This is a genomic window from Trinickia sp. (assembly GCF_051954495.1).
Taxonomy (GTDB): Bacteria; Pseudomonadota; Gammaproteobacteria; order Burkholderiales; family Burkholderiaceae; genus Trinickia.
Map to the genome: position 1 here is coordinate 1 of NZ_JBQCHR010000039.1, position 20887 is coordinate 20887.

The window sequence follows — 20887 nt, forward strand, 5'->3', positions numbered from 1 at the left end:
GGCGACGATTCGCTTGCGGGCGGCGCCTGCGGGACGGCAAACTGGCGCCTGGCCCGTGCCAACCCCGTCACTTGAAAAGAAGCGAGGCATCGATGCAATTAATTGGCATGATGGATTCCCCGTTCGTGCGCCGTGTCGCCATTTCGATGGCCGTACTCGGCATGCCGTTCGAACACCGGTCGGTGTCGGTCTTTCGTCATTTCGACCAATTTCGCCAAATCAACCCGGTCGTCAAGGCGCCCACGTTCATCGACGACGACGGCACGCAGTTGATCGACTCGTCGCTCATCCTCGACTACCTCGATCATTGCGTCGCCCCCCAGGCGCGGCTCATGCCGCAGGACAGCGCGGCGCGCCGGCGTGCGCTTCACTTCATCGGGTTTGCGTTGGCGGCCTGCGAGAAGTCCGTGCAGATCGTGTACGAGCGCAACTTGCGGCCGCCGGAGAAGCAGCACGGGCCGTGGCTCGACCGCGTGCATACGCAGCTTGCCGCCGCCTATCAGACGCTCGAGCAGGGCGTGGCCGGCGTCGGTGCGCAATCGTGGCTCTGCGGCGATCGGCTCATGCAGCCGGATATCACGGTGGCCGTGGCTTGGCGCTTCACGCAACATGGTTTGCCGGACGCCATCGACCCGGGCCGCTATCCGGCGTTGACGGCGCTGTCGCGGCGGGCCGAGGCGCTGCCCGAATTCGCAGGCGCGCCGCTCGAATAGGCGCAATACCGCGATTGTTCGCTTCCAGCGACTTCTGACTTTCGATTTGATGCATTTATCGGCATCGCGCGCGTCCTTAGAATGGCCTTCATGTTGTGCGGCGGGGCATAGGCTGTCCCGCCGGGCCTAGGAGGGTCGCCGCCATGAAGAAGCTCATCGAACAACGGCTGTACAGTCCGACCGTCGTCTTGCCGATGGTCGAGCTGATGGAATTGATGGTCTCGCTCGATTTCAATCTCGGGCAAGTGGGCGCCGTCATGGCGACGCGCGGTGCGCGCGCGGCGTTGCATCGCTCGCGCGGGCTGCTCGGCCACCGCCAGTCCGCGGCCGTGGCCGCTTGAGTTGGCCAATCTCCATTTTCTCGTATGGGCATGCTGCTGATCGAGGGCTCGCGCGTTCAGGCGCATCTCCAGACGTTGACGATCGGCTGAACCGGCCATCGTCCGCGGCCGATCGGCGCCGAAACACAGCGAAGACCGCCGACCGGACGGCCGGCACAAACGACGCCGGCCCGCCACATGCGTGGCGAGCCGGCGGCAGTCAAGCGGTTGCGGGAAAGGCCGCGATCAGCGGCCGGGGAGCGACGCTCAGCTCTGCGCGGGCGGCACATAGCCGGCCGCTTGATCGGCGCCTTCGCCGAAGAAGAACTTTTCCGTCTGCTTCATCAGATACTGGCGCGCGCGCGGGTCGGCCATGTTCAGACGATTTTCGTTGATGAGCATCGTCTGCTGCTTGAGCCAGGCTTGCCAGGCTTCCTTGGACACCCCTTCATAGATGCGCTTGCCGAGTTCGCCCGGCAGCGGCGGAAAATCGAGTCCTTCGGCTTCCTTGCCGAGTTTGACGCATTGAATCATGCGGGCCATCTTGCATTTCTCCTGTAGTCGATTGGGGCGGGCAGCGACGCGGTGCGCTCAAAGGTGCTTCATCAGCACGAGCGATTTGCGCTGCCAGTTATAGAGGCGGCGGCGGTCTTCGGGCAGATCGTCGACCGTTGCCTTGACGAAGCCGCGCTTGAGGAACCAGTGCTCGGTGCGCGTCGTCAGCACGAAAATGCGCGTGAGGCCGCGCGCGCGGGCGCGCTGCTCGACGCGCTTGAGCAGGCGTTCGCCGTCGCCCGCGCCCTGCGCGTCCGGCGCGACGGTGAGGCACGCCATCTCGCCGATGCGCTCCTGCGGGTACGCGTAAAGCGCCGCGCAGCCGAACAAGACGCCATCGTGCTCGATGACCGAAAAGTGATCGATGTCGCGCTCGATTTGATGTCGGCCGCGCTTGACGAGCGTGCCGTCGGATTCGAGCGGCTCGATCAGCGTCAGGATGCCGCCGACGTCGTCGGGCGTCGCCTCGCGCAGGCTTTCGAGGTTCTCGTACGAGATCATCGTGCCGACGCCGTCGTGCAGGAAGAGTTCGAGCAAGAGGCTGCCGTCGAGCGCATAGGGAATGATGTGCGCGCGCGCGACGCCGCCCCGGCAGGAACGGACCGCATGTTTCAGATAGAACGCGGCGTCGCCTTTGATCTCGCCGCTGTCGAGCAGCTTGTAGGCGTCGTCGAGCGAGAGCTCTTGCATGAGATCGCCGCTGTCGTTCATGAGCCCCGGCGTTTCGGTCAGGAAGATGATCTTGTCGGCGCGCAGCGCGATCGCGGCCGCCGACGCCACGTCTTCCATCGACAGATTGAACGCCTCGCCCGTGGGCGAAAAGCCGAGCGGGGAAAGCAGGACGAGTTTGCGGCTGGCGAGCGAATGACGGATCGATTCGGCATCGACCTTGCGCACGATGCCCGTATGCTGAAAATCGACCCCGTCGAGAATGCCGACCGGACGCGCCGTGACGAAGTTGCCCGATACGACGCTGATGTGGGCGTGAGCCATCGGCGTGTTCGGCAAGCCCTGGCTGATCGCCGCTTCGATGTCGAGCCGCACTTCGCCGGCCGCTTCCTTAGCCGATTCGAGCGCACGCGCGTCGGTAATGCGCATGCCGTGGGAGAACTCCGATTGCACCCCATGCAGATTCATCTGCTCTTCGACCTGCGGGCGCGACCCGTGCACGAGCACGATCTGGATTCCCATGGCCTGCAGCAGCGCAATGTCGGAAACGAGCGCATTGAGCAGCCCCTGATGGACCACTTCGCCGCCGAACCCGACGACGAATGTCTTGTTGCGGAACGCATGAATGTAAGGCGCGACCGATCGCATCCAGTCGACGAACTGGGCGGGCGAGACGGCAACGGAGTCGGGCGCCGCGGCGCGTGTGGCGCTCTCGGGCGAGGGGGCGAGGTCGGTTTGAGAATTCATGGTCGGATTATAATGCGCCCCCATGTCGAACGTACCCAAAAGTCCGGCCGCGAGTGAGGTCCGAGCACCGCGCGCCCCGCGTGAGGCTCGCGCCGAACGTCCTCGCCGTCCCGCCGTCCCGCCCAATCCCGTCCCACCGATCGAGTTTCCGGCCGCGTTGCCCGTGTCGGGCCGGCGCGAAGAGATCGCCCGTGCGATTCGCAAAAATCAGGTCGTGATCGTGTCGGGCGAAACGGGGTCCGGCAAGACGACGCAGCTGCCGAAGATTTGCCTGTCGCTCGGCCGGGGCCTCGGCGCGGGCGGGACGGGCCTTATCGGCCATACGCAGCCGCGCCGGATCGCGGCTTCGGCCACGGGGCGCCGCATCGCGGAAGAACTCGGCACGCCGTTCGGGGAAGTGGTCGGCTACAAGGTACGGTTCACCGACAATCTCGCGCCGGGTGCGTCGGTCAAGCTGATGACCGACGGCATCTTGCTGGCCGAGACGCAGACCGACCCGCTTTTGCGCGCCTACGACACCCTCATCATCGACGAGGCGCACGAGCGCAGCCTGAACATCGACTTCCTGCTCGGCTATCTGAAGGAGATCTTGCCGAAGCGGCCCGACTTGAAGCTCATCGTCACGTCGGCGACGATCGACGCGGAGCGGTTCGCGCGCCATTTCGGTGCGCCCGATTTGCCCGCGCCCGTCATCGAGGTCAGCGGGCGGCTGTACCCGGTCGAGATCCGCTATCGGCCCGTCGAGGAGCAAAGCCCCGCGGTGAAGGCGGCGCAAGGCACGACGGGGCGCGAGCGCGCCGATCGCCCCGAACGCGGAAAAAGCGCGCGCGATGCCGATCGCGACCTCATGGAGGCAATCGTCGACGCCGTCGATGAACTCTGCCGGGAAGGGCCGGGCGATGTGCTCGTCTTCCTGCCCGGCGAGCGAGAGATTCGCGAGGCCGCCGAGGCGCTGCGCAAGCACCATCCGCCGCACACCGAAATCTTGCCGCTGTTCGCGCGGCTCTCGGCCGAGGAGCAGGCGCGCGTATTCAAGCCGTCGAACGCGCGGCGCCTCGTGCTCGCCACGAACGTCGCGGAAACGTCGTTGACGGTGCCGGGCATTCGGTACGTCGTCGATACGGGCCTTGCGCGCGTGAAGCGCTATTCGTATCGGAACAAGGTGGAGCAACTGCAGGTCGAGCCGGTGTCGCAGGCGGCGGCCAACCAGCGCGCGGGCCGGTGCGGCCGTGTGGCCGACGGCATCTGCATCCGGCTCTTCGACGAGACGGATTTCCAAGGTCGCGTGCGTTTCACCGACCCCGAAATCCTGCGCTCGTCGCTCGCGGCCGTGATTCTGCGGATGAAGTCGCTGCATCTGACCGCGATCGAATCGTTCCCGTTCATCGAGCCGCCGCCGGGCCGCGCCATTGCCGACGGCTATCAGCTGCTCGCGGAATTGGGCGCCGTCGACGACGAGAATGCGCTCACGCCGCTCGGCCGCGAGCTTGCTCGATTGCCGCTCGACCCCCGCGTGGGCCGCATGATTCTCGCCGCTCGGGACCAGCAGGCGCTAAGCGAAGTGCTGATCATCGCCAGCGCCCTGTCGGTGCAAGACCCGCGCGAGCGTCCCGCCGACGCCCAGGAACAGGCCGACGAGGCGCACCGGCGCTTTGCGGACGAGCGCTCGGAATTCCTGCAGTGGCTGCGGATCTGGAAATGGTTCGGCGAGGCCGTCGCGCACAAGAAGTCGAACCGCCAGCTCGTCGACGCCTGCCGCGCCCAGTTTTTGTCGCATCTGCGGCTGCGCGAGTGGCGCGACGTCCATTCGCAGCTCCTGACCGTCGTGCGCGAACACGGCTGGCGCCTGAACGAGAGCTGTGCGACCTACGAGCAAATTCATCTGGCCCTGCTGACGGGCCTGCTCGGCAACGTGGGCCTCAAAGCCGACGACGAGCCGCATTACCTCGGCGCGCGCGGGATCAAATTCTTCCTCTGGCCCGGCTCGACGCTCGTGAAAAAAGCCGGCCGCTGGGTCGTGGCGGGCGAATTGGTCGAGACGAGCCGGCTCTATGCGCGCTGTCTCGCGAAAATAGAGCCGGAATGGATCGAGAAGGTTGCGGGGCACTTGCTGAAGCGCTCGCTCTCCGAGCCGCACTGGGAAAAGCGCGCGGCGCAAGTCACGGCGTTCGAGCGCGCGACGCTCTACGGGCTGCCTGTCTATCACCGGCGGCGCGTGGCGTTCGGCGCGCAGGATCCGGCGCGCGCCCGGGAGCTGTTCATCCGCGGCGCCCTGGTGGAAGGCGAATTCGACACGAAGCTTGCATTCTTCGCCCACAACCGCAAGCTGCTGGCCGACATCGAGCAGCTCGAGCACAAGTCGCGGCGGCAGGACGTGCTCGTCGACGACGAACTGATCTTCGCCTTCTACGATCAGGTGCTGCCCAACGGCATGCACACGGGCGCGGCGTTCGAGCGCTGGTATCGCGACGAGGTCAAGAAGAGCGGGCAGCCCGAGGAGAAGCTTCGTCTGCTTTATTTGTCGCGCGACGACCTGATGCGGCACGAGGCCGCCGGCGTCACGACGGACCTTTTTCCGAAGCGCATGACGATGTCCGGCGTCGAGATGGGGCTCGGATACCACTTCGAACCGGGCTCGCCCCGCGATGGGGTGACGCTGACGGTCCCCCTGTACGCGCTCAATCAGGTCGATGCCCGTCGCACCGAGTGGCTCGTGCCCGGCATGATCAAGGAAAAGGCGCAACTGCTGCTGAAGTCCTTGCCGCAGAAACTGCGCCGGCACTGCGTGCCGTTGCCCGAGTACGCGGCCGGCTTCGCCGAGCGCCACGAGGGCCGGTTCGGCGGCGGCGGCCTGGTCGAGGCGTTGATCGCCGACGTGCGCGAGCAGACGCAGGTCGCGCTCAAATCGACGGATTTCAAGCTCGAAACGCTGCCGGCGCATTTGTTCATGAACTTCAAGGTCGTGGACGAGCACGGGCGGCAATTGGCGATGGGCCGCAATCTGGCCCAGCTTCGCGCCGAGCTCGGCGCCGACGCGCAGCGGCATTTCCAGAAGCTCGCCGCCGGTGTTGCGCTGGGTACGAATGGCGGCGGTGCTGAACGGGCCGCCGCGAGCGCGGGCGAGGCCGCGCGCTTAGGTCAAGCGAGCCAGCCGAGCCGATCCGCCGGGCAATCGAAGGCGCCGGCCGCCGCAGGCTCGTCCCGTGCCTCGGAGGCGGGTGCTGCAAGCGCCGCCGCCACAACCGCGCTCTATGACAATTTGACGACCTGGAATTTCGGCAAGCTGCCCGAGTTGCTCGAAATCCGCCGGGGAGGGCAGACGCTGTTCGGCTATCCCGCGCTGGTCGACCGCACGACACATTGCGACGTCGAAGTGTTCGATTCCCCCGAGGAAGCCGCGCGGATCCACCGAGCCGGCCTGCGGCGTCTGTTCGCGCTCCAACTGCGCGAGCCGATCAAATATCTGGAGAAGAATTTGCCCGGCCTGCGGGAAATGGCGATGCATTTCATGCCGCTCGGCACGCAAGAAGCGCTGCGCGATCAACTGATCGATACGACGCTCGACCGCGCCTGCCTCCAAGAGCCGTTGCCCGACGACGACGCGAGTTTCCATACGCGCCGCGACGAGGGCAGGGGCAGGTTGTCGCTGCTCGCGCAGGAGATTGCACGCCTCGTCGGGCAAATCCTCACCGAATACGCCGGCGTGACGAAAAAGCTGGCTCAAGCCAAGCCGTTCGCCGCCGCCTATGCGGACATGCAGCAGCAATTGCAGGCGTTGATCGGCAAGCGGTTCGTCGTCGATACGCCTTACGCGCAGCTCGCGCATTTTCCGCGGTACCTGAAGGCCATCGCGCATCGCATCGACAAACTGAAGGCTGATTCCGCCCGCGACGCGCGCTCGTTTGCCGACATGCAGCCGCTGCTGCTGCAATACCAGCGCGCGCAATCGGCGCGCGGCGGCGTGGCGGATGCCCGGCTGGCCGAATTTCGCTGGCTGCTCGAGGAATTGCGCGTGTCGTTGTTCGCCCAGGAACTGCGCACGCCGATGCCGGTCTCCGTCAAGCGGCTCCATAAAGTGTGGGAGTCGATGCAGCGCTGAGAATGGCCTCATCGCGGCTGAAATGCAGCGTTTTCCGTGCGCGCATGGCGGCGGAAACGGACAGGGCGATGGGGCCCTGTTATCGACGCCTGCGCTGCGCCGGTGCATGGCGCATACGGTGCGGCTTTGGCGGCAGCCTTTTTTGAATCTGGGTCAACCGTGGCGCGTCGCAAACGTTTTATGATGGCGACGGTTTTTTCCAACGAGTGTCCATGGTTACCTCTTTTCTCTCTCGCGCCGGGCTCGCCGCACGCACGGCCGGCGCGTTCTTGACCGTGTTCGTCGCGGCGGCAGTATGCGCCCCCGCGGCATACGCGAACAACGTCATCGTTCTTAATTCCGGCGAAGCCACGCTGTCGCTGATCGACGAGGCGACCCAGCAGATCGTCGGCGGCAAGACGCCGACCGGCAAGGAACCGCATCATTTGATGTCGACGCCCGATGGCCGTTCGTTGATCGTGGCCGATTCGGTGTCGAACGATCTGATGTTCGTCGATCCCAAGAGCGGCAAAGTTCAGCGGCGCATCGAAAACATCGAAGACCCGTATCAGCTCGGTTTTTCGCCCGACCGGAAATGGTTCGTGACCACCGGCTTGCGCCTCGATCGCCTCGATATCTACTCGTACGACGAAAAGACGGCCACGCCGACATTGGTGAAGCGCTTGCCGCTCGCTACGATGCCGAGCCACATGGCGTTCACCAAGGACAGCAAGACGGTATTCGTCACGCTCCAAGTGTCGGGCCAGATCGCCGCCGTGGATCTGGCGACCCAAACGGTCAAGTGGAAGATGAACGTGGGCGATACGCCGGCCGGGCTGTGGCTGACGCCGGGCGACAAATACTTGCTCATCGGCATGACCGGCGAGGATGACGTAGCCGTCGTCGACTGGCGCAAGCAGACGATCGTCAAGCGCATCCAAACGGGCAAGGGCGCACACAATTTCCGTTCGCTCGACGACGGCGTGCACGTGGCCGTCAGCAACCGCGTGGCGAGCACGATCAGCATCATCGACGAAAATACGCTGACGAACGTGGGCGACATCACGGGCCTCATGCCGGGCCCCGACGATATGGAACTCACGGCGGACAAGCGTTATCTCTGGGTGACGTTCCGTTTCGCGAAACACGTCGGCATCATCGATCTGTCCACGCGCAAGCTCGTCAAGACGATCGCGGTCGGCCGTTCGCCGCACGGCATCTTCTTCTTCGATCGTGCGCCGGTGACGGCGCCCAACGGCGCTTGAGCGCGGCTCGCGCCATCGGTTCGCCATGCTGCATTTGATCGTCGGGTCGCTCGATTCCCTGGTGTCGTCGCTGCAGACGTGGTTTTTCATGAACCTCGTCCAGCCGCTGCTGTTCAAGTTCGGCTGGATGGATTACGACGAAGACGCCTACGACGCCTTGTACCCCGTCATCGTCGGCTTCATGACGATCGTCGCCATGTACGGGCTGCTGCGGCCGCTCGAGGCGCTGCGGCCCGTCGAGCGATGGGAGAGCCGCAAGGCGGTGCGCGTCGACGTGCTGTACACGTGGATCACGAAGCTCGGCCTGTTCAATCTGTTCTTTTTCGTCGCGTTCCAGCCGATCTTCGATCGCACGCAGGTCTGGCTTCGCTACCACGGTATTTCGAACATCAATCTCGATACCCTGTGGCCGGGCGTCACCTCGCAACCGCTCGTCGCATTCGCGATCTATCTCGTCGTGCTGGATTTCGCCGGGTATTGGTATCACCGGGGGCAGCATCGGGTCGGCGTGTGGTGGGAACTGCACGCGGTGCATCACAGCCAGCGCCAGATGTCGCTGTGGTGCGACGATCGCAACCACCTGCTCGACGACGTCCTGCAGGCGGGCTTCTTCGCCGCCATCGCGCTGACGATCGGCATCGCGCCCACGCAATTCGTCGTTCTCACGGCCGCAACGAACTTCATGCAAAGCGTGCAACACGTGAACGCCCGGCTCGATTTCGGGCGCCTGCTCGAACGGCTGGTCGTCTCCCCGGCATTCCATCGGCGGCATCATGCCGTCGGCTACGGTCACGAAGGGACGGCCTACGGGTGCAACTTCGGCGTCCTTCTCCCGTGGTGGGATATGCTGTTCAAGACCGCATCGTGGGATCGAACGGTCGAACCGACAGGTATCCGCCAGGAACGGGAGGGGCAATCGTATGGAGAAGGGTTCGTGTCGCAGCATTGGCTGGCGTTCGTACGTATCGCGCGCCGGCTCGGCGCGGGACGCAAGGGCGCCGGCGGCGGGGATGTCGCCGCGACTTGACGGGGCGCGTGCATGAGCGATTTTCTGCGCTCGTTCGGCAAGGCGGCCGCCAGCGCGCTGCATCCGCGCATGCTCTGGCTCACGTTCATGCCGTTTATCGTGGCGGCGGCGGGGTGGGGGCTGTTTTTCTGGTTCATGTGGCAGCCGCTCGTCGGTCAGGCTCGCATTTGGCTGGGCGCTTCCTGGCTCGGCGCATCGCTTGACCGCGCGTTCGATTGGGTGGGCCTCGGCTCGCTGCACGCGGCGCTCGCGCCGTTCATCGTGGTCGCGCTGTCGATTCCGCTCATCGCCACGACGGTGCTCCTGCTGATCGCGACGATCTCGATGCCGATGGTCGTTCGCCACTTGTCGATGCGGCGGTTCGCCGGGCTAGAGCAGCGTCGCGGCGGCACCTGGTACGGCAGCCTCGCGCATACCCTCGTGACGACGATCGTCTGTGTCGTCCTGTTTCTGCTGACCGTGCCGCTCTGGCTCTTTCCGCCGCTATTCGCCGTGATTCCGCCCTTGCTGTGGGGTTGGCTGACCTACCGCGTCATGACTTACGACGCGCTTGCGCTGCACGCGAGTTCCGCCGAGCGACGCGCGCTGATTCGTCGCCATCGCGGGCCGCTGTTCGCGATCGGCGTGGCCACCGGGCTCATGGGCGCCGTGCCGACGGTGATCTGGGCGTGGTCGATCTGGCTCGTCGTACTGTTTCCCGTGATCGCCGCCGCCACGATTTGGGTCTATGCGTTTATCCTCGTGTTTTCGGCGCTCTGGTTCGGCCACTATTGTCTGGACGCATTGCAGCGCCTGCGCGCCGACGAGGCGCTTCCATCCACGTGAGGGCGGTCTATGGCATTTGGCGTGATCATCATCGGAGATGAGATCCTTTCGGGGCGGCGCGTCGACAAGCACCTGCCGAAAGTCATCGAATTGCTGAATGCGCGAGGCCTCGCGCTCGGTTGGGCCGAATATGTCGGCGACGATCGCGAGCGCATTACGGCCACGCTCAAGCGCACGCTCGCGTCGGGCGACATCGTTTTTTCCACGGGCGGCATCGGCGCCACGCCCGACGATCACACTCGGCAATGCGCGGCCGAAGCGCTGGGCGTGCCGCTCGAGCTGCATCCCGAGGCGGCCGAACTCATCCGCGCGCGCATCCGCGACATGCACGCGGCCGGGGGCGGTGCGGCGGGCGCCGCGGGTGCGGCTCATCCGCCGCTCGATCTCGATTCGCCGGAAAACCAGCACCGTTTGAACATGGGCGTGTTCCCGCGCGGCGCGACGATTATCCCGAACGGCTACAACAAGATCCCGGGCTTTTCGGTGGGCGACCATCATTTCGTGCCGGGCTTTCCGGTCATGGCCTGGCCGATGATGGAATGGGTGCTCGACACGAAGTATGCGCATCTGCACCACGCGGTGGCGCATGCCGAGCGCTCGCTTTACGTGTTCGAGCTGATGGAGTCCACGCTCACGCCGCTCATGGAGAAAATCGAGGCCGATTTCCCAGGCGTGCGCGTGTTCAGCTTACCGAGCGTCGGCGATGCCGAGCGAGGCGGCGTGTTCGCGCGGCGGCACATCGATCTGGGCGTGAAGGGAGAGCCCGAGGCGGTTGCCGCCGCGTTCGTCAAGCTTCGGGAAGGCGTGCACCTGCTCGGCGGCGATATCGTCGAACCGTAGGCGCGCTCGCGCTTACGCGCCCATCCACGGCAACCCGCGGAAGCACCAGCCGCTCACCGTCTTGCGGTGGCCGTTGCCGTCCTTGTCGCCTTCGAAGCCTTCGAGCAGATCGAAGGCCTTCGTATAGCCTGCCTGGGCAGCCGCCACGGCCGCGAGCTTCGAGCGCGCGGCGCTGCGGCACAGAAACAAGATAGGCGTATCGGGCGACCCGACGGCGTCCCGCAGTTGCGCCGCGAATTCCGTGTTGGGCACGCCGCCCGGATAACGCGTCCATTCGATGTGAACGTACTGGCCGTCGCCGACCAGCGGCCGGCCCACCCAGTCGAGTTCGGCGCGCGTGCGTACGTCTACGAGCCGTGCATTCGGATCGAGCTGCAGCAGCTCGAACGCCTCGGCCGGAGACACGGCTCCGGCATAGGCCAGTTGATGTTCGGCGCGGCGCTTGTCGGCCTGCGCGAGGATTTGGTCTAGCGAGCTCATGGGCCGTCGTCTCCTCGTTCGTAAAGAGACATTCTAGCGCGGCGGCCGCGCTCGCTCGAGCCGCCCCGTTGCACGATGGTGCAGCGGGCGCCGCATGCGGATGCGCCAAAAAAGTGCAAATTAGCGAGCAATGCACCACAATGGGATTCGTCGCCGCCATTCTCGCTTATCGCGCACCGATAAAGTGCGCATCCCTCGTCGTCGCGGCGCACGGCGCACCTCGCCGTGCGGCAACCGGCTCCAGCGCGGGGCGCGCCGCATCGCGGCCCGGCGCGCCCCGCGTCGATAGATGCGCATGAGTCGAGGTGGTTGGCACGGAAGCTGCTTTTACCCGCGGCGATCGCTTGAAAGACCGCCTTTGGCTGTGGATGGCGCGACGTGCCGAAGCGGGCGGAAGCGAAGAACCGCCGAACCTATTAAATGGAGAAGAGGATATGAGTAAATCCGTGGCCGACGTCATGCAGCTCGTCAAGGACGAGGACGTCAAGTTTGTCGACTTTCGCTTCACCGATACGCGCGGCAAGGAGCAGCACGTCTCGGTGCCGCTGTCGGCGTTCGACGAAGACAAGTTCGAAAGCGGCCATGCGTTCGACGGTTCCTCCATTGCCGGCTGGAAGGGCATCGAGGCTTCGGACATGTTGCTCGTGCCGGATGCCAACACCGCCTTCATCGACCCGTTCTACGAAGAGCCGACCCTCGTGCTGACGTGCGACGTGGTCGAGCCGGCCGACGGCAAGGGCTACGAGCGCGATCCGCGTTCGCTCGCCAAGCGCGCCGAGGCATACCTGAAGAGCACGGGTCTGGGCGACACGGCTTTCTTCGGTCCGGAACCCGAGTTCTTCATTTTCGACTCGGTCCAGTGGAACACGGACATGTCGGGCTGCTTCGTCAAGATCGGCTCGGAAGAAGCGCCGTGGTCGTCGGGCAAGGAATTCGAAGGCGGCAACACGGGTCACCGTCCGGGCACGAAGGGCGGCTACTTCCCGGTCGCGCCGGTGGATTCGTTCCAAGACATGCGCTCGGAAATGTGTCTGCTGCTCGAGCAGATCGGCATCCCGGTCGAAGTGCACCACCACGAAGTGGCGGGCCAAGGCCAAAACGAAATCGGCACGAAGTTCTCGACGCTCGTGCAGCGCGCCGACTGGACGCAGCAACTGAAGTACATCGTCCATAACGTCGCGCACACGTACGGCAAGACGGCGACGTTCATGCCGAAGCCCGTCGTCGGCGACAACGGCTCGGGCATGCACGTGCACCAGTCGATCTGGAAGGACGGCCAAAACCTGTTCGCGGGCAACGGCTACGCCGGCCTGTCGGAATTCGCGCTGTTCTACATCGGCGGGATCATCAAGCACGCACGTGCGCTGAACGCGATCACGAACCCGACGACGAACTCGTACAAGCGTCTCGTGCCGCACTTCGAAGCGCCCGTGAAGCTCGCCTACTCGGCGCGCAACCGTTCGGCCTCGATCCGCATTCCGCACGTGAGCAATCCGAAGGGCCGCCGTATCGAAACGCGCTTCCCCGATCCGATGGCGAACCCGTACCTCGCGTTCTCGGCGCTGATGATGGCCGGTCTGGACGGCGTGCAAAACAAGATTCATCCGGGCGAAGCCGCGGACAAGAATCTGTACGATCTGCCGCCTGAAGAAGACGCGAAGATCCCGACCGTCTGTGCCGGTCTGGATCAAGCGCTCGAAGCGCTCGACAAGGATCGCGAGTTCCTGACGCGCGGCGGGGTGTTCACCGACGCCATGCTCGACGCGTACCTCGACCTGAAGGAAGGCGAGCTGCAACGCTTCCGCATGACGACGCACCCGATCGAGTTCGAGATGTACTACTCGCTGTAAGCAGCGCGATGCGCTTTGCCCCTGTCGTCGGCGAAGCGCGCGTGAAGGCTTGCGATTCTCGGAGGGACGGCGGCGCCGTCCCTTTTTCGTTCATTCGTTGCGTACTTTTCGCGGCGGTCGGTCGACGATGGTGCTCAAGAATTTGATCAAGGCAAAGAAAGGCCAATCCGAGCCGCTTTCCGACGACGCGGTGTTGGCGCAGTCGGGCCTGCTGCCTGGGCTAGAAGCGTTGCCTACCGTCACGCTCGTGCTCGAGAAGCGCACGCTGCGCGTCGCGTTCGCGAACCCGTCGGCCGAGTCGATGCTCGATTTGTCGCGTCGACAGCTGATGCAGATGTCGTGGTCGGAGTTGTTCGCGAACAGTGACGATCTGAATGCGACGATCACCGCGATCGCCGAGCATCGTTTTCATGCGACGCATCTCGACACCGTGCTCGAAAGAGCGGGGCGCGAGCCGCTGCATGTCCACGTGGTGGTCGGCTTTCTCGAGAGCGCGCCCGATTACGTGTTGCTCGAGTTGTTCGAGAACGAGCGACATCTGCGCACCGATCGCGAGGAGCGTATTCACGATTTGTCGATCGCGAACAAGCAGCTCATTCGCAATCTCGCGCACGAGATCAAGAACCCGCTCGGCGGCATTCGAGGCGCCGCGCAGTTGCTCGAGTTCGAGCTCGGCGCGCGCGAACGGCTGGAGCTGCGCGAATACACGCAGGTGATCGTGAAGGAATCGGATCGCTTGCAGACGCTCGTCGATCGATTGCTGGAGCCGCATCGGCACCCGCACATCGTCGGCGACGTCAATATTCACGAAGTATGCGAACGTGTGCGCGCGGTGATTCTCGCGGAATTCCCGCGAGGCCTCACGATCGAGCGCGACTACGACGTGAGCGTGCCCGACTTGCGCGGCGATAAAGAGCAGCTCATTCAGGCGCTGCTCAATATCGTGCGCAACGCGGCGCAGGCACTGCGCGAACGTATCGGCCAGGGCGATGCGCGCATCGCCTTGCGCACGCGCGTCGCGCGCAAGGTGACGATCTCCAAACGCCTATTCAAATTGGCGTTGGACTTGCGAGTGATCGACAACGGGCCCGGAATTCCCGAAGAAATCCGCGATCGCATTTTTTATCCGCTCGTGTCCGGCCGCGAAGACGGCAGTGGGCTCGGTCTCACGCTCGCGCAAACGTTCGTGCAACAGCACGACGGATTGATCGAAGTCGAGAGCCGCCCTGGACACACCGAGTTTCAGATTTTGCTGCCGCTCGTCAATTGATAAGACCCACTCCATGAAGCCGATCTGGATAGTAGACGACGACCAATCGATCCGCTGGGTGCTCGAGAAAGCGCTGGCGCGCGAAAATTTCCCGACGCGCAGTTTTGCGAACGTGCGCGAGGCGCTTGCGGCGCTCGAGCGCGAAAGTCCCCAGGTGCTCGTCTCCGACATCAGGATGCCGGGGGCATCGGGCCTCGAATTGCTGCAGGCGATCCGCGAGCGCGTGCCCGAATTGCCCGTCATCATCATGACGGCCTATTCCGATCTCGACAGCGCCGTGGCCGCGTTTCAAGGCGGCGCGTTCGAATACCTCGCGAAACCGTTCGACGTCGACAAGGCCGTGGAGCTGATTCGCCGCGCCGTCGACGAGAGCATGCGAGGCTCGCACGCGAGCGACGTTACGCTGGCCGATGCGCCCGAGATGCTCGGCCAAGCCCCGGCCATGCAGGACATGTTCCGTGCGATCGGCAGGCTTTCTCACTCCGCCGCCACGGTGTTGATCACGGGCGAGTCGGGCTCCGGCAAGGAGCTCGTCGCGCGTGCGCTGCATCGGCATAGCCCGCGCGCGAACGGACCGTTCATCGCGCTCAATACGGCCGCGATTCCGAAGGATCTTTTGGAGTCCGAACTATTCGGCCACGAGCGCGGCGCCTTTACGGGCGCGCAAGCCACGCGGCAGGGCAGGTTCGAGCAGGCCGAGAACGGGACGCTGTTCCTCGACGAAATCGGCGACATGCCGTTCGATCTGCAGACGCGCTTGCTGCGCGTGCTGTCGGACGGGCAGTTCTATCGAGTCGGGGGGCATAGCCCGTTGCGCGCGAACGTGCGTGTGATCGCCGCAACGCACCAGAACCTTGAAGCGCGCGTGCGGCAAGGCTTGTTCCGCGAGGACTTGTACCACCGCCTGAACGTGATCCGCTTGCGCTTGCCGCCGCTGCGCGAGCGGCGCGAGGATATTCCGCTGCTTGCTCGTCACTTCTTGCAAAAGAGCGCGCGCGATCTGGGCGTGGAGCCTAAGCGCGTGTCGGATGCGGCGCTAGCGTACCTCACGACGTTGCCGTTTCCGGGCACCGTGCGGCAACTCGAGAATCTCGCGAACTGGCTGACCGTGATGGCGCCCGCGCAGACGATCGAGATCAAGGATCTGCCGCCGGACCTCGTCCCCGCCCCCACGTCGGAAGGGGCGGGCGAAATCGTCGCGGGGAGCGCGGCGGGCGCGGCGGCTTCGGTCGGCGCAAGAAACGGTGCGGCGCTGGGTTCGGGCGGCGTCGTCTCGCTGGAGGGCGAGCACAACGGCGCGGGGCTTGCGCCGGCGGCGCTCGCGGGCGTCGCGACGGGCGTGCCGGTCAGTGTTTGGGAGAGCGGATTGCGCGCCGAGGTGGCGCGCATGCTGCGCGAAAACACCGTCGACGTGATGGACGAACTGGCGCGCCGGTTCGAGGCGGCCGTGATACGCGAAGCGCTCGATTTCACGCGTGGGCGCAAAGTCGAAGCGGCCGAACGCCTCGGGATCGGGCGCAATACGATCACGCGCAAGATTCAGGAACTGCATCTGGAGCCGTGACCGGCGCGTGAGCGCAAACGTGCCGCAGGGCCGACGACTCGTTCAGAGCGTCGGCCTTTTTTTATCGGCGCGGTGCGGTGACTGCAGTCGTCATTGCTTTTTCCGACGCTACGGGAGCTGCGCGACGACCGGTGCGTGATCGGACGGCTGGTCCCACTTGCGCGGCACTTTGTCGACTTCGCACATCGTGCAGCCTTCCGCCAGCGCGGGCGAAAGCAGGATGTGATCGATACGCAGGCCGGCGTTACGGCGGAAGGCGAGCATTCGATAGTCCCACCAGGTGAATACCTTTTCCGGTTGCTCGAATTTGCGGAAGGCATCGACGAGTCCCAACTCGACGAGCTTCGCGAAAGCCGCGCGCTCTTGCGGCGAGACGAGATTCTGGCCTTCCCAGGCTTTCGGGTCGTGCACGTCGCGATCTTCCGGGGCGATGTTGTAGTCGCCTAGCAGCGCGAACTTCGGATGGACGTGCATTTCGTCCTTGATCCACTGCGCGAGTGCGTCGAGCCAGCGCAGCTTATACGCGAACTTGTCGGTACCCGGCGCTTGGCCGTTCGGGAAGTACGCCGAGACGATGCGCGCGCCGCCCACGGTCAAGGCGATCAAGCGCTGCTGTTCGTCGTCGAATCCGGGGATGTTGCGCACGATATGCGATTCGTCCACGTCGATGCCGTCACGCACGAGGATGGCCACGCCGTTGTACGTCTTTTGTCCGGCGAACCAGCTTCGATAGCCCTTTGCCGCGAGTTCCGCGCGTGGAAATTTCTCGTCGGGCATTTTCAGCTCCTGCAAGCACAGCACGTCGACTTGGCTCAACTCGAGCCAATCGATCACGTGTTGCTGCCGAACCTTCAGGGAGTTGACGTTCCAAGTGGCGATTTTCATAAAATAATTAAAGAATTGATTCCAACGGATAAGTTCTGTTCGTGAGGCTGGCATCTGGATCGCATTCGCTACTGATCTCTGTTTCGCTGTCGCACGCGTTGGATTTTGCGCCATGTCCGCGCAGATAAGCACCAGCCAGGCAGTTGTATGTCTGGACATACGACTCGGTCGTATCGGCGCCGGCATACCGCGACGATGAGCGCTCGCCGACCTCAACCTCCTCCTTCAGCACTAGTTTGCCATCGGCGGTCCGGCGGCAGGCTCGTTTTATCGGAGGTGCTCCATGATTCTTTCGGGTTTTCGGCAGGCTGAAAGCAGCCCGTCATACCAGATGGCAAGGGGGAGTTCTGGGTCGAGGCAGACCTCCAGTTCTCCCGCTGACCTGTAATCGCCCACGTGCGTTGTGCGTATCGAGCCCGACGAAAAAGGGGGATGTCGACCCTCAGGGAAAAGCGTTTCACTCACGCGGTTAGTCCAGTCGTCCATCCGCCGTTCAAAACAGGGCGCCTCGTTTTTTGCGTAATCGATCACCACGCATGGTCGGCGTCTGCTCCGCACGTCGGCAAATAGTTCATTGAGATGGACGTCCCCGAATCCGTAACCTACAAAGAGGATGGAGTCGGCGCTATGAATAAGTCTCTGTATCTGGGCGAAGTACGTTCGAAATGGTTGCCGCAGGATCTGATGCAACTTTCCATAGCCCGCGACAATGACAGAGTTCAGCGATTCCAGACCCTCCACGGATTCCTGTCGTTTGCCTCCAAAGGTTCTCCCATGCCCACTGGTAAGGGGCGTATGTTGCCAGGAAATGAGGAGATTACCTTGCTCGGAGCGAACCGTGGAGAAGTGAACGGAACCATGCAGGTGATAGATGAAGTTCCATGCCTCGCGATCAAACACGGTTTCCGGCTCGAAGATCCCTTGCTCGTTGAAACCGGTAAACATGGCGGGGTTGGCCTGGCTGATGATGTTGTCGTAATTCAGGGTGACAACGCCAATTTCGAATTCGTTCGACAGTTCTGACAGCAAATGTCTGAGTTCTGCGATCGCGGTCTGTTTCTGGGTAGACGCCCGCTCTGACCGAACAATGCATTCATCGATGACGGTATTGGCGAGATGTTTCGCCAGTCCGGTCAGCATTCCGCTCTCGACCCGTCGTGGACTCGCCTCTCCATCCAAGATGTCTGGCAAGGGGATGGGGGCAAACAGTGCTTTGGCGCTCTGGAGATGATAGCGGTCCGAGAGGAAGACATCCAAGGCGTGAAGCTGAAAAAGAATTTCCTCAAAGTTGGTGTCATGGGTGAAGCGAGGGTATTGGCCAGCTCGGTAATACGCGTTGATTGAATCTCGGACCCAGCCATACAGATTCTGATTGCTAGCGGATGCCAGGGTCCATCTTGTGAAAGCCGCTTCGAACAGCAGGTCGTCAATCTCTGCGACAGACGGGAGTCCGAAGTCAATCGATGCGCCAGCACCGGCAACGATGAGCAGTTTTTTCTTCACGACACGTGTATGGCTACATATTCGAGGGGGCGTCTTCTCTGCGCCCCGTGTCCTAGGATCGGCGCGTTGAACAAGGCACTAGTCCTGTGCCCCGGCTGCGCTGTCTTTCGATAGATCCAGCAATGCATTCATGGCGCGCCTGTACGGTCCGATTTCACCCGTCGCCGCTTGCAGAACCAATGCGCCCTGCACGCGTGCCACCCAATCTTCAGCGAAGTGTCGCGCCTTGACGGGCGAGACGCCACCGTCTCGCGCCAATTTCTCGATTGCTTCGATCCAGTGGGCGAGTGCCTGACCGAGGTTCTGTCGAGCCTCGGCACCGATGTCGGCGCTGGATAGCTGGCCAAGTATGCACGGGGTGGTGCCTCCGGCGTACATCTGGTCGAAGGTCCCCACGATTTTGCGGATGCGCGTCTTGAGCGAGCCGGCTGCTTGCGCAGGGCCAAGGATTTGGCTGTCGATCACGGCCGCGGCGCGCTCGAGCACGGCCTTCGCCATCTGTTCCTTGCCCTCGGGGAAGTGATGGTAAAGGCTCGACTTGCCGAGCCCGGTTGCGCGTGACAGATCCGCCAGCGATGCGCCCTCGAAACCGCGCTCGCGGAATACGGCAAACAATCGGTCGACGATTTCGTCTTTTGCGGCTTGTGTAGTGGGCATAGCTTGGTCAAATTGTACGGATCATTCGGTACAGGTGCCAGCTTACGGAAGGAACGTGAGGAAATCAACGCTTGACGGATCGAGATTTTATTTATACTGTACCGATCGTTCGGTTCAATTTTATCCGAGCCGTCATCCGTTCCCTTGATCTAGGAGATTTCGATGTCCGCGCTTTCCACCTATCAAACCGTCTCCGTTAGCGACGAGCGTACCGGCTCGGCGCTTAACCTGTTCTATCGCGAGGCCGGCCCGAAGGACGCTCCCGCCGTCCTGCTGCTGCATGGATTCCCGACCTCGAGCCACCAGTACCGTGGGCTGATTGCGCGCCTGGCCGACAAGTACCACGTGGTCGCGCCGGACCTGCCGGGCTTCGGTTTCTCCGATGCACCCGATGCGAAGGCTTTCGGCTACACGTTCGACCATCTAGCCGAAGTGATCGAAAGCTTCACCGACGCGATTGGCCTGACCCGCTACGCGGTCTATGTGTTCGACTACGGCGCGCCGGTCGGCTTTCGTCTGGCTGCGTCGCGGCCGGAGCGCGTGTCGGCGCTGATTTCGCAGAACGGCAATGCTTATGAGGAAGGTTTGAGCGATGGCTGGAATCCGATCCGCGCCTACTGGAACGATCCGTCCGAAGCGAACCGCACGCAGTTGCGCGTGATGCTCGCGGCCGGAATCACTCAGTTCCAGTACCAGCACGGTGAAGCGGATACCGCGCTGATCGCACCTGAAAGCTACACCCTCGACCAGCATTTCCTCGACCGCGCCGGCAGCGACGAGATCCAGCTCGACCTGTTTGGAGACTACAAGACGAACGTCGCGATGTACCCGCGCTTCCACGAATACTTCCGCACGCATCGTCCACCGACGCTGGCCGTGTGGGGCAAGAACGATCCGTTCTTTCTGCCGGCGGGCGCCGAAGCGTTCCTTCGCGACTTGCCCGACGCCGAAGTGCATTTCGTCGACGCCGGGCATTTCCCGCTCGAAACGCATCTTGACGAAGTGGCCGGCATCATCCGTGCCTTCTTGGCGCGTACGCTCGACGCCGCCCAGGGCGAAGCGCTGTTCGGGGCGCTAAACCAAGAGAACGCGCCGGCGCAAGCCAAACCGATCCTCGACGCGATGTGCGGTGTATTCGGTTTCGTGCCGAACCTCGGCTATGCGCTGGGCGCGGAGCCGGCCGTACTCGGCGCGTATCTCGCCTGGCTGCAGGCGCTCGGCACGACCTCGCTCGATCCGATCGCTCAGCAAGTCGCGATGGCTGCGGCGAGCCGTGCGAATGCGGCCGACTACGGCGTGGCCGTACATGCGACGCTGGCAGCCAAGCTGGGCGCGGCCGGCGTCGTGGTCGACACATTGCGCAACGGTGGTGCATTCGCCGATCCGAAGCTGGAAGCCGTGCGTCGTTTCGCGACTGCGATCGCGTCGAAGCGCACGCAGGTTTCCGACAGCGATGTCGACGCGCTGACGACCGCCGGCCTCGATCGTCGCGCGGCGGTCGCAATTGCGATGGCCGTGGCGGGCAAGACGCTTGCCAACACGGTGGCGCATCTGTCGCGGGTCGAAATCGATGCCGGCTTCACGCCTATCTTTTCGCAACAGCGCGGGTAGCTGTAACCGAAATGCACCGCCGAGCGAA

17 protein-coding genes are annotated in these 20887 nt (G+C 63.7%); 11 read left to right on the forward strand and 6 right to left on the reverse strand.

Going from position 1 to position 20887, the window contains the following annotated elements:
* Positions 1-92: 92 nt before the first annotated feature.
* Together ACTHNR_RS06400 and ACTHNR_RS06405 are read left to right on the forward strand one after the other, a co-directional pair.
* The gene (locus ACTHNR_RS06400) at positions 93-713 is read left to right on the forward strand and encodes a glutathione S-transferase family protein (protein ID WP_440546725.1); all 621 of its coding nucleotides are present in this window, start codon (positions 93-95) and stop codon (positions 711-713) included.
* 143 nt (positions 714-856) lie between these two features.
* Complete coding sequence (locus tag ACTHNR_RS06405; protein ID WP_440546726.1) at positions 857-1054, forward strand: hypothetical protein; 198 nt, start codon at positions 857-859, stop codon at positions 1052-1054.
* 246 nt (positions 1055-1300) lie between these two features.
* On the opposite strand, the gene ACTHNR_RS06410 is transcribed toward ACTHNR_RS06405, so the two are convergent.
* Together ACTHNR_RS06410 and argA are read right to left on the reverse strand one after the other, a co-directional pair.
* The gene (locus tag ACTHNR_RS06410) at positions 1301-1576 is read right to left on the reverse strand and encodes an oxidative damage protection protein (RefSeq protein WP_440546727.1); all 276 of its coding nucleotides are present in this window, start codon (positions 1574-1576) and stop codon (positions 1301-1303) included.
* A gap of 48 nt (positions 1577-1624) precedes the next feature.
* Positions 1625-3004, reverse strand: a complete 1380-nt coding sequence (gene argA / locus ACTHNR_RS06415; protein ID WP_440546728.1) for an amino-acid N-acetyltransferase — start codon at positions 3002-3004, stop codon at positions 1625-1627.
* A gap of 22 nt (positions 3005-3026) precedes the next feature.
* Between argA and hrpA the strand changes: the two genes are divergently transcribed.
* The 5 genes from hrpA (at position 3027) to ACTHNR_RS06440 (ending at position 11039) form a co-directional block, all read left to right on the forward strand.
* Positions 3027-7103, forward strand: coding sequence for an ATP-dependent RNA helicase HrpA (hrpA, locus tag ACTHNR_RS06420; protein ID WP_440546729.1), 4077 nt, complete (start codon positions 3027-3029; stop codon positions 7101-7103).
* Between the two features lie 212 nt (positions 7104-7315).
* Positions 7316-8347, forward strand: a complete 1032-nt coding sequence (locus ACTHNR_RS06425) for a YncE family protein (protein WP_440546730.1) — start codon at positions 7316-7318, stop codon at positions 8345-8347.
* A 25-nt stretch (positions 8348-8372) separates the two neighbouring features.
* The gene (locus tag ACTHNR_RS06430; protein WP_440546731.1) at positions 8373-9374 is read left to right on the forward strand and encodes a sterol desaturase family protein; all 1002 of its coding nucleotides are present in this window, start codon (positions 8373-8375) and stop codon (positions 9372-9374) included.
* A 12-nt stretch (positions 9375-9386) separates the two neighbouring features.
* Positions 9387-10199: an EI24 domain-containing protein gene (locus ACTHNR_RS06435; RefSeq protein ID WP_440546732.1), complete on the forward strand. Its 813-nt coding sequence runs from the start codon at positions 9387-9389 to the stop codon at positions 10197-10199.
* 9 nt (positions 10200-10208) lie between these two features.
* Positions 10209-11039, forward strand: a complete 831-nt coding sequence (locus tag ACTHNR_RS06440; RefSeq protein ID WP_440546733.1) for a competence/damage-inducible protein A — start codon at positions 10209-10211, stop codon at positions 11037-11039.
* Positions 11040-11051: 12 nt separating this feature from the next.
* Here ACTHNR_RS06440 and ACTHNR_RS06445 read toward each other — a convergent pair whose 3' ends face one another.
* Positions 11052-11519 carry a rhodanese-like domain-containing protein gene (locus ACTHNR_RS06445; RefSeq protein ID WP_440546734.1) on the reverse strand — a complete coding sequence of 156 codons (468 nt, stop codon included), beginning with the start codon at positions 11517-11519 and terminating at the stop codon, positions 11052-11054.
* A 434-nt stretch (positions 11520-11953) separates the two neighbouring features.
* Here ACTHNR_RS06445 and glnA point away from each other — a divergent pair, with 434 nt between their 5' ends.
* The 3 genes from glnA (at position 11954) to ntrC (ending at position 16203) form a co-directional block, all read left to right on the forward strand.
* Entirely contained in the window at positions 11954-13369 is a 1416-nt protein-coding gene (gene glnA, locus ACTHNR_RS06450) for a type I glutamate--ammonia ligase (RefSeq protein ID WP_440546735.1), read from the forward strand.
* 127 nt (positions 13370-13496) lie between these two features.
* Positions 13497-14639: a nitrogen regulation protein NR(II) gene (gene glnL, locus ACTHNR_RS06455; RefSeq protein ID WP_440546736.1), complete on the forward strand. Its 1143-nt coding sequence runs from the start codon at positions 13497-13499 to the stop codon at positions 14637-14639.
* A 13-nt stretch (positions 14640-14652) separates the two neighbouring features.
* Complete coding sequence (gene ntrC / locus ACTHNR_RS06460; protein WP_440546737.1) at positions 14653-16203, forward strand: nitrogen regulation protein NR(I); 1551 nt, start codon at positions 14653-14655, stop codon at positions 16201-16203.
* A 108-nt stretch (positions 16204-16311) separates the two neighbouring features.
* On the opposite strand, the gene xth is transcribed toward ntrC, so the two are convergent.
* From xth to ACTHNR_RS06475, 3 genes are all read right to left on the reverse strand, one after another.
* Complete coding sequence (gene xth / locus ACTHNR_RS06465) at positions 16312-17088, reverse strand: exodeoxyribonuclease III (RefSeq protein WP_440546738.1); 777 nt, start codon at positions 17086-17088, stop codon at positions 16312-16314.
* 267 nt (positions 17089-17355) lie between these two features.
* Positions 17356-18591 carry an SIR2 family protein gene (locus tag ACTHNR_RS06470; RefSeq protein ID WP_440546739.1) on the reverse strand — a complete coding sequence of 412 codons (1236 nt, stop codon included), beginning with the start codon at positions 18589-18591 and terminating at the stop codon, positions 17356-17358.
* Between the two features lie 78 nt (positions 18592-18669).
* Positions 18670-19248, reverse strand: a complete 579-nt coding sequence (locus ACTHNR_RS06475; RefSeq protein WP_440546740.1) for a TetR/AcrR family transcriptional regulator — start codon at positions 19246-19248, stop codon at positions 18670-18672.
* Between the two features lie 162 nt (positions 19249-19410).
* Here ACTHNR_RS06475 and ACTHNR_RS06480 point away from each other — a divergent pair, with 162 nt between their 5' ends.
* Positions 19411-20859 carry an alpha/beta fold hydrolase gene (locus ACTHNR_RS06480; protein WP_440546741.1) on the forward strand — a complete coding sequence of 483 codons (1449 nt, stop codon included), beginning with the start codon at positions 19411-19413 and terminating at the stop codon, positions 20857-20859.
* Positions 20860-20887 lie beyond the last annotated feature (28 nt).

Coding starts and splice junctions, on each gene's coding strand:
- ACTHNR_RS06410 (WP_440546727.1), bottom strand. CDS start 1,576: ATGGCCCGCATGATTCAATGCGTCAAACTCGGCAAGGAAGCCGAAGGA.
- xth (WP_440546738.1), bottom strand. CDS start 17,088: ATGAAAATCGCCACTTGGAACGTCAACTCCCTGAAGGTTCGGCAGCAA.
- ACTHNR_RS06475 (WP_440546740.1), bottom strand. CDS start 19,248: ATGCCCACTACACAAGCCGCAAAAGACGAAATCGTCGACCGATTGTTT.
- glnL (WP_440546736.1), top strand. CDS start 13,497: ATGGTGCTCAAGAATTTGATCAAGGCAAAGAAAGGCCAATCCGAGCCG.
- ACTHNR_RS06400 (WP_440546725.1), top strand. CDS start 93: ATGCAATTAATTGGCATGATGGATTCCCCGTTCGTGCGCCGTGTCGCC.
- ACTHNR_RS06430 (WP_440546731.1), top strand. CDS start 8,373: ATGCTGCATTTGATCGTCGGGTCGCTCGATTCCCTGGTGTCGTCGCTG.
- glnA (WP_440546735.1), top strand. CDS start 11,954: ATGAGTAAATCCGTGGCCGACGTCATGCAGCTCGTCAAGGACGAGGAC.
- argA (WP_440546728.1), bottom strand. CDS start 3,004: ATGAATTCTCAAACCGACCTCGCCCCCTCGCCCGAGAGCGCCACACGC.
- ACTHNR_RS06405 (WP_440546726.1), top strand. CDS start 857: ATGAAGAAGCTCATCGAACAACGGCTGTACAGTCCGACCGTCGTCTTG.
- ACTHNR_RS06445 (WP_440546734.1), bottom strand. CDS start 11,519: ATGAGCTCGCTAGACCAAATCCTCGCGCAGGCCGACAAGCGCCGCGCC.
- hrpA (WP_440546729.1), top strand. CDS start 3,027: ATGTCGAACGTACCCAAAAGTCCGGCCGCGAGTGAGGTCCGAGCACCG.
- ntrC (WP_440546737.1), top strand. CDS start 14,653: ATGAAGCCGATCTGGATAGTAGACGACGACCAATCGATCCGCTGGGTG.
- ACTHNR_RS06435 (WP_440546732.1), top strand. CDS start 9,387: ATGAGCGATTTTCTGCGCTCGTTCGGCAAGGCGGCCGCCAGCGCGCTG.
- ACTHNR_RS06480 (WP_440546741.1), top strand. CDS start 19,411: ATGTCCGCGCTTTCCACCTATCAAACCGTCTCCGTTAGCGACGAGCGT.
- ACTHNR_RS06425 (WP_440546730.1), top strand. CDS start 7,316: ATGGTTACCTCTTTTCTCTCTCGCGCCGGGCTCGCCGCACGCACGGCC.
- ACTHNR_RS06440 (WP_440546733.1), top strand. CDS start 10,209: ATGGCATTTGGCGTGATCATCATCGGAGATGAGATCCTTTCGGGGCGG.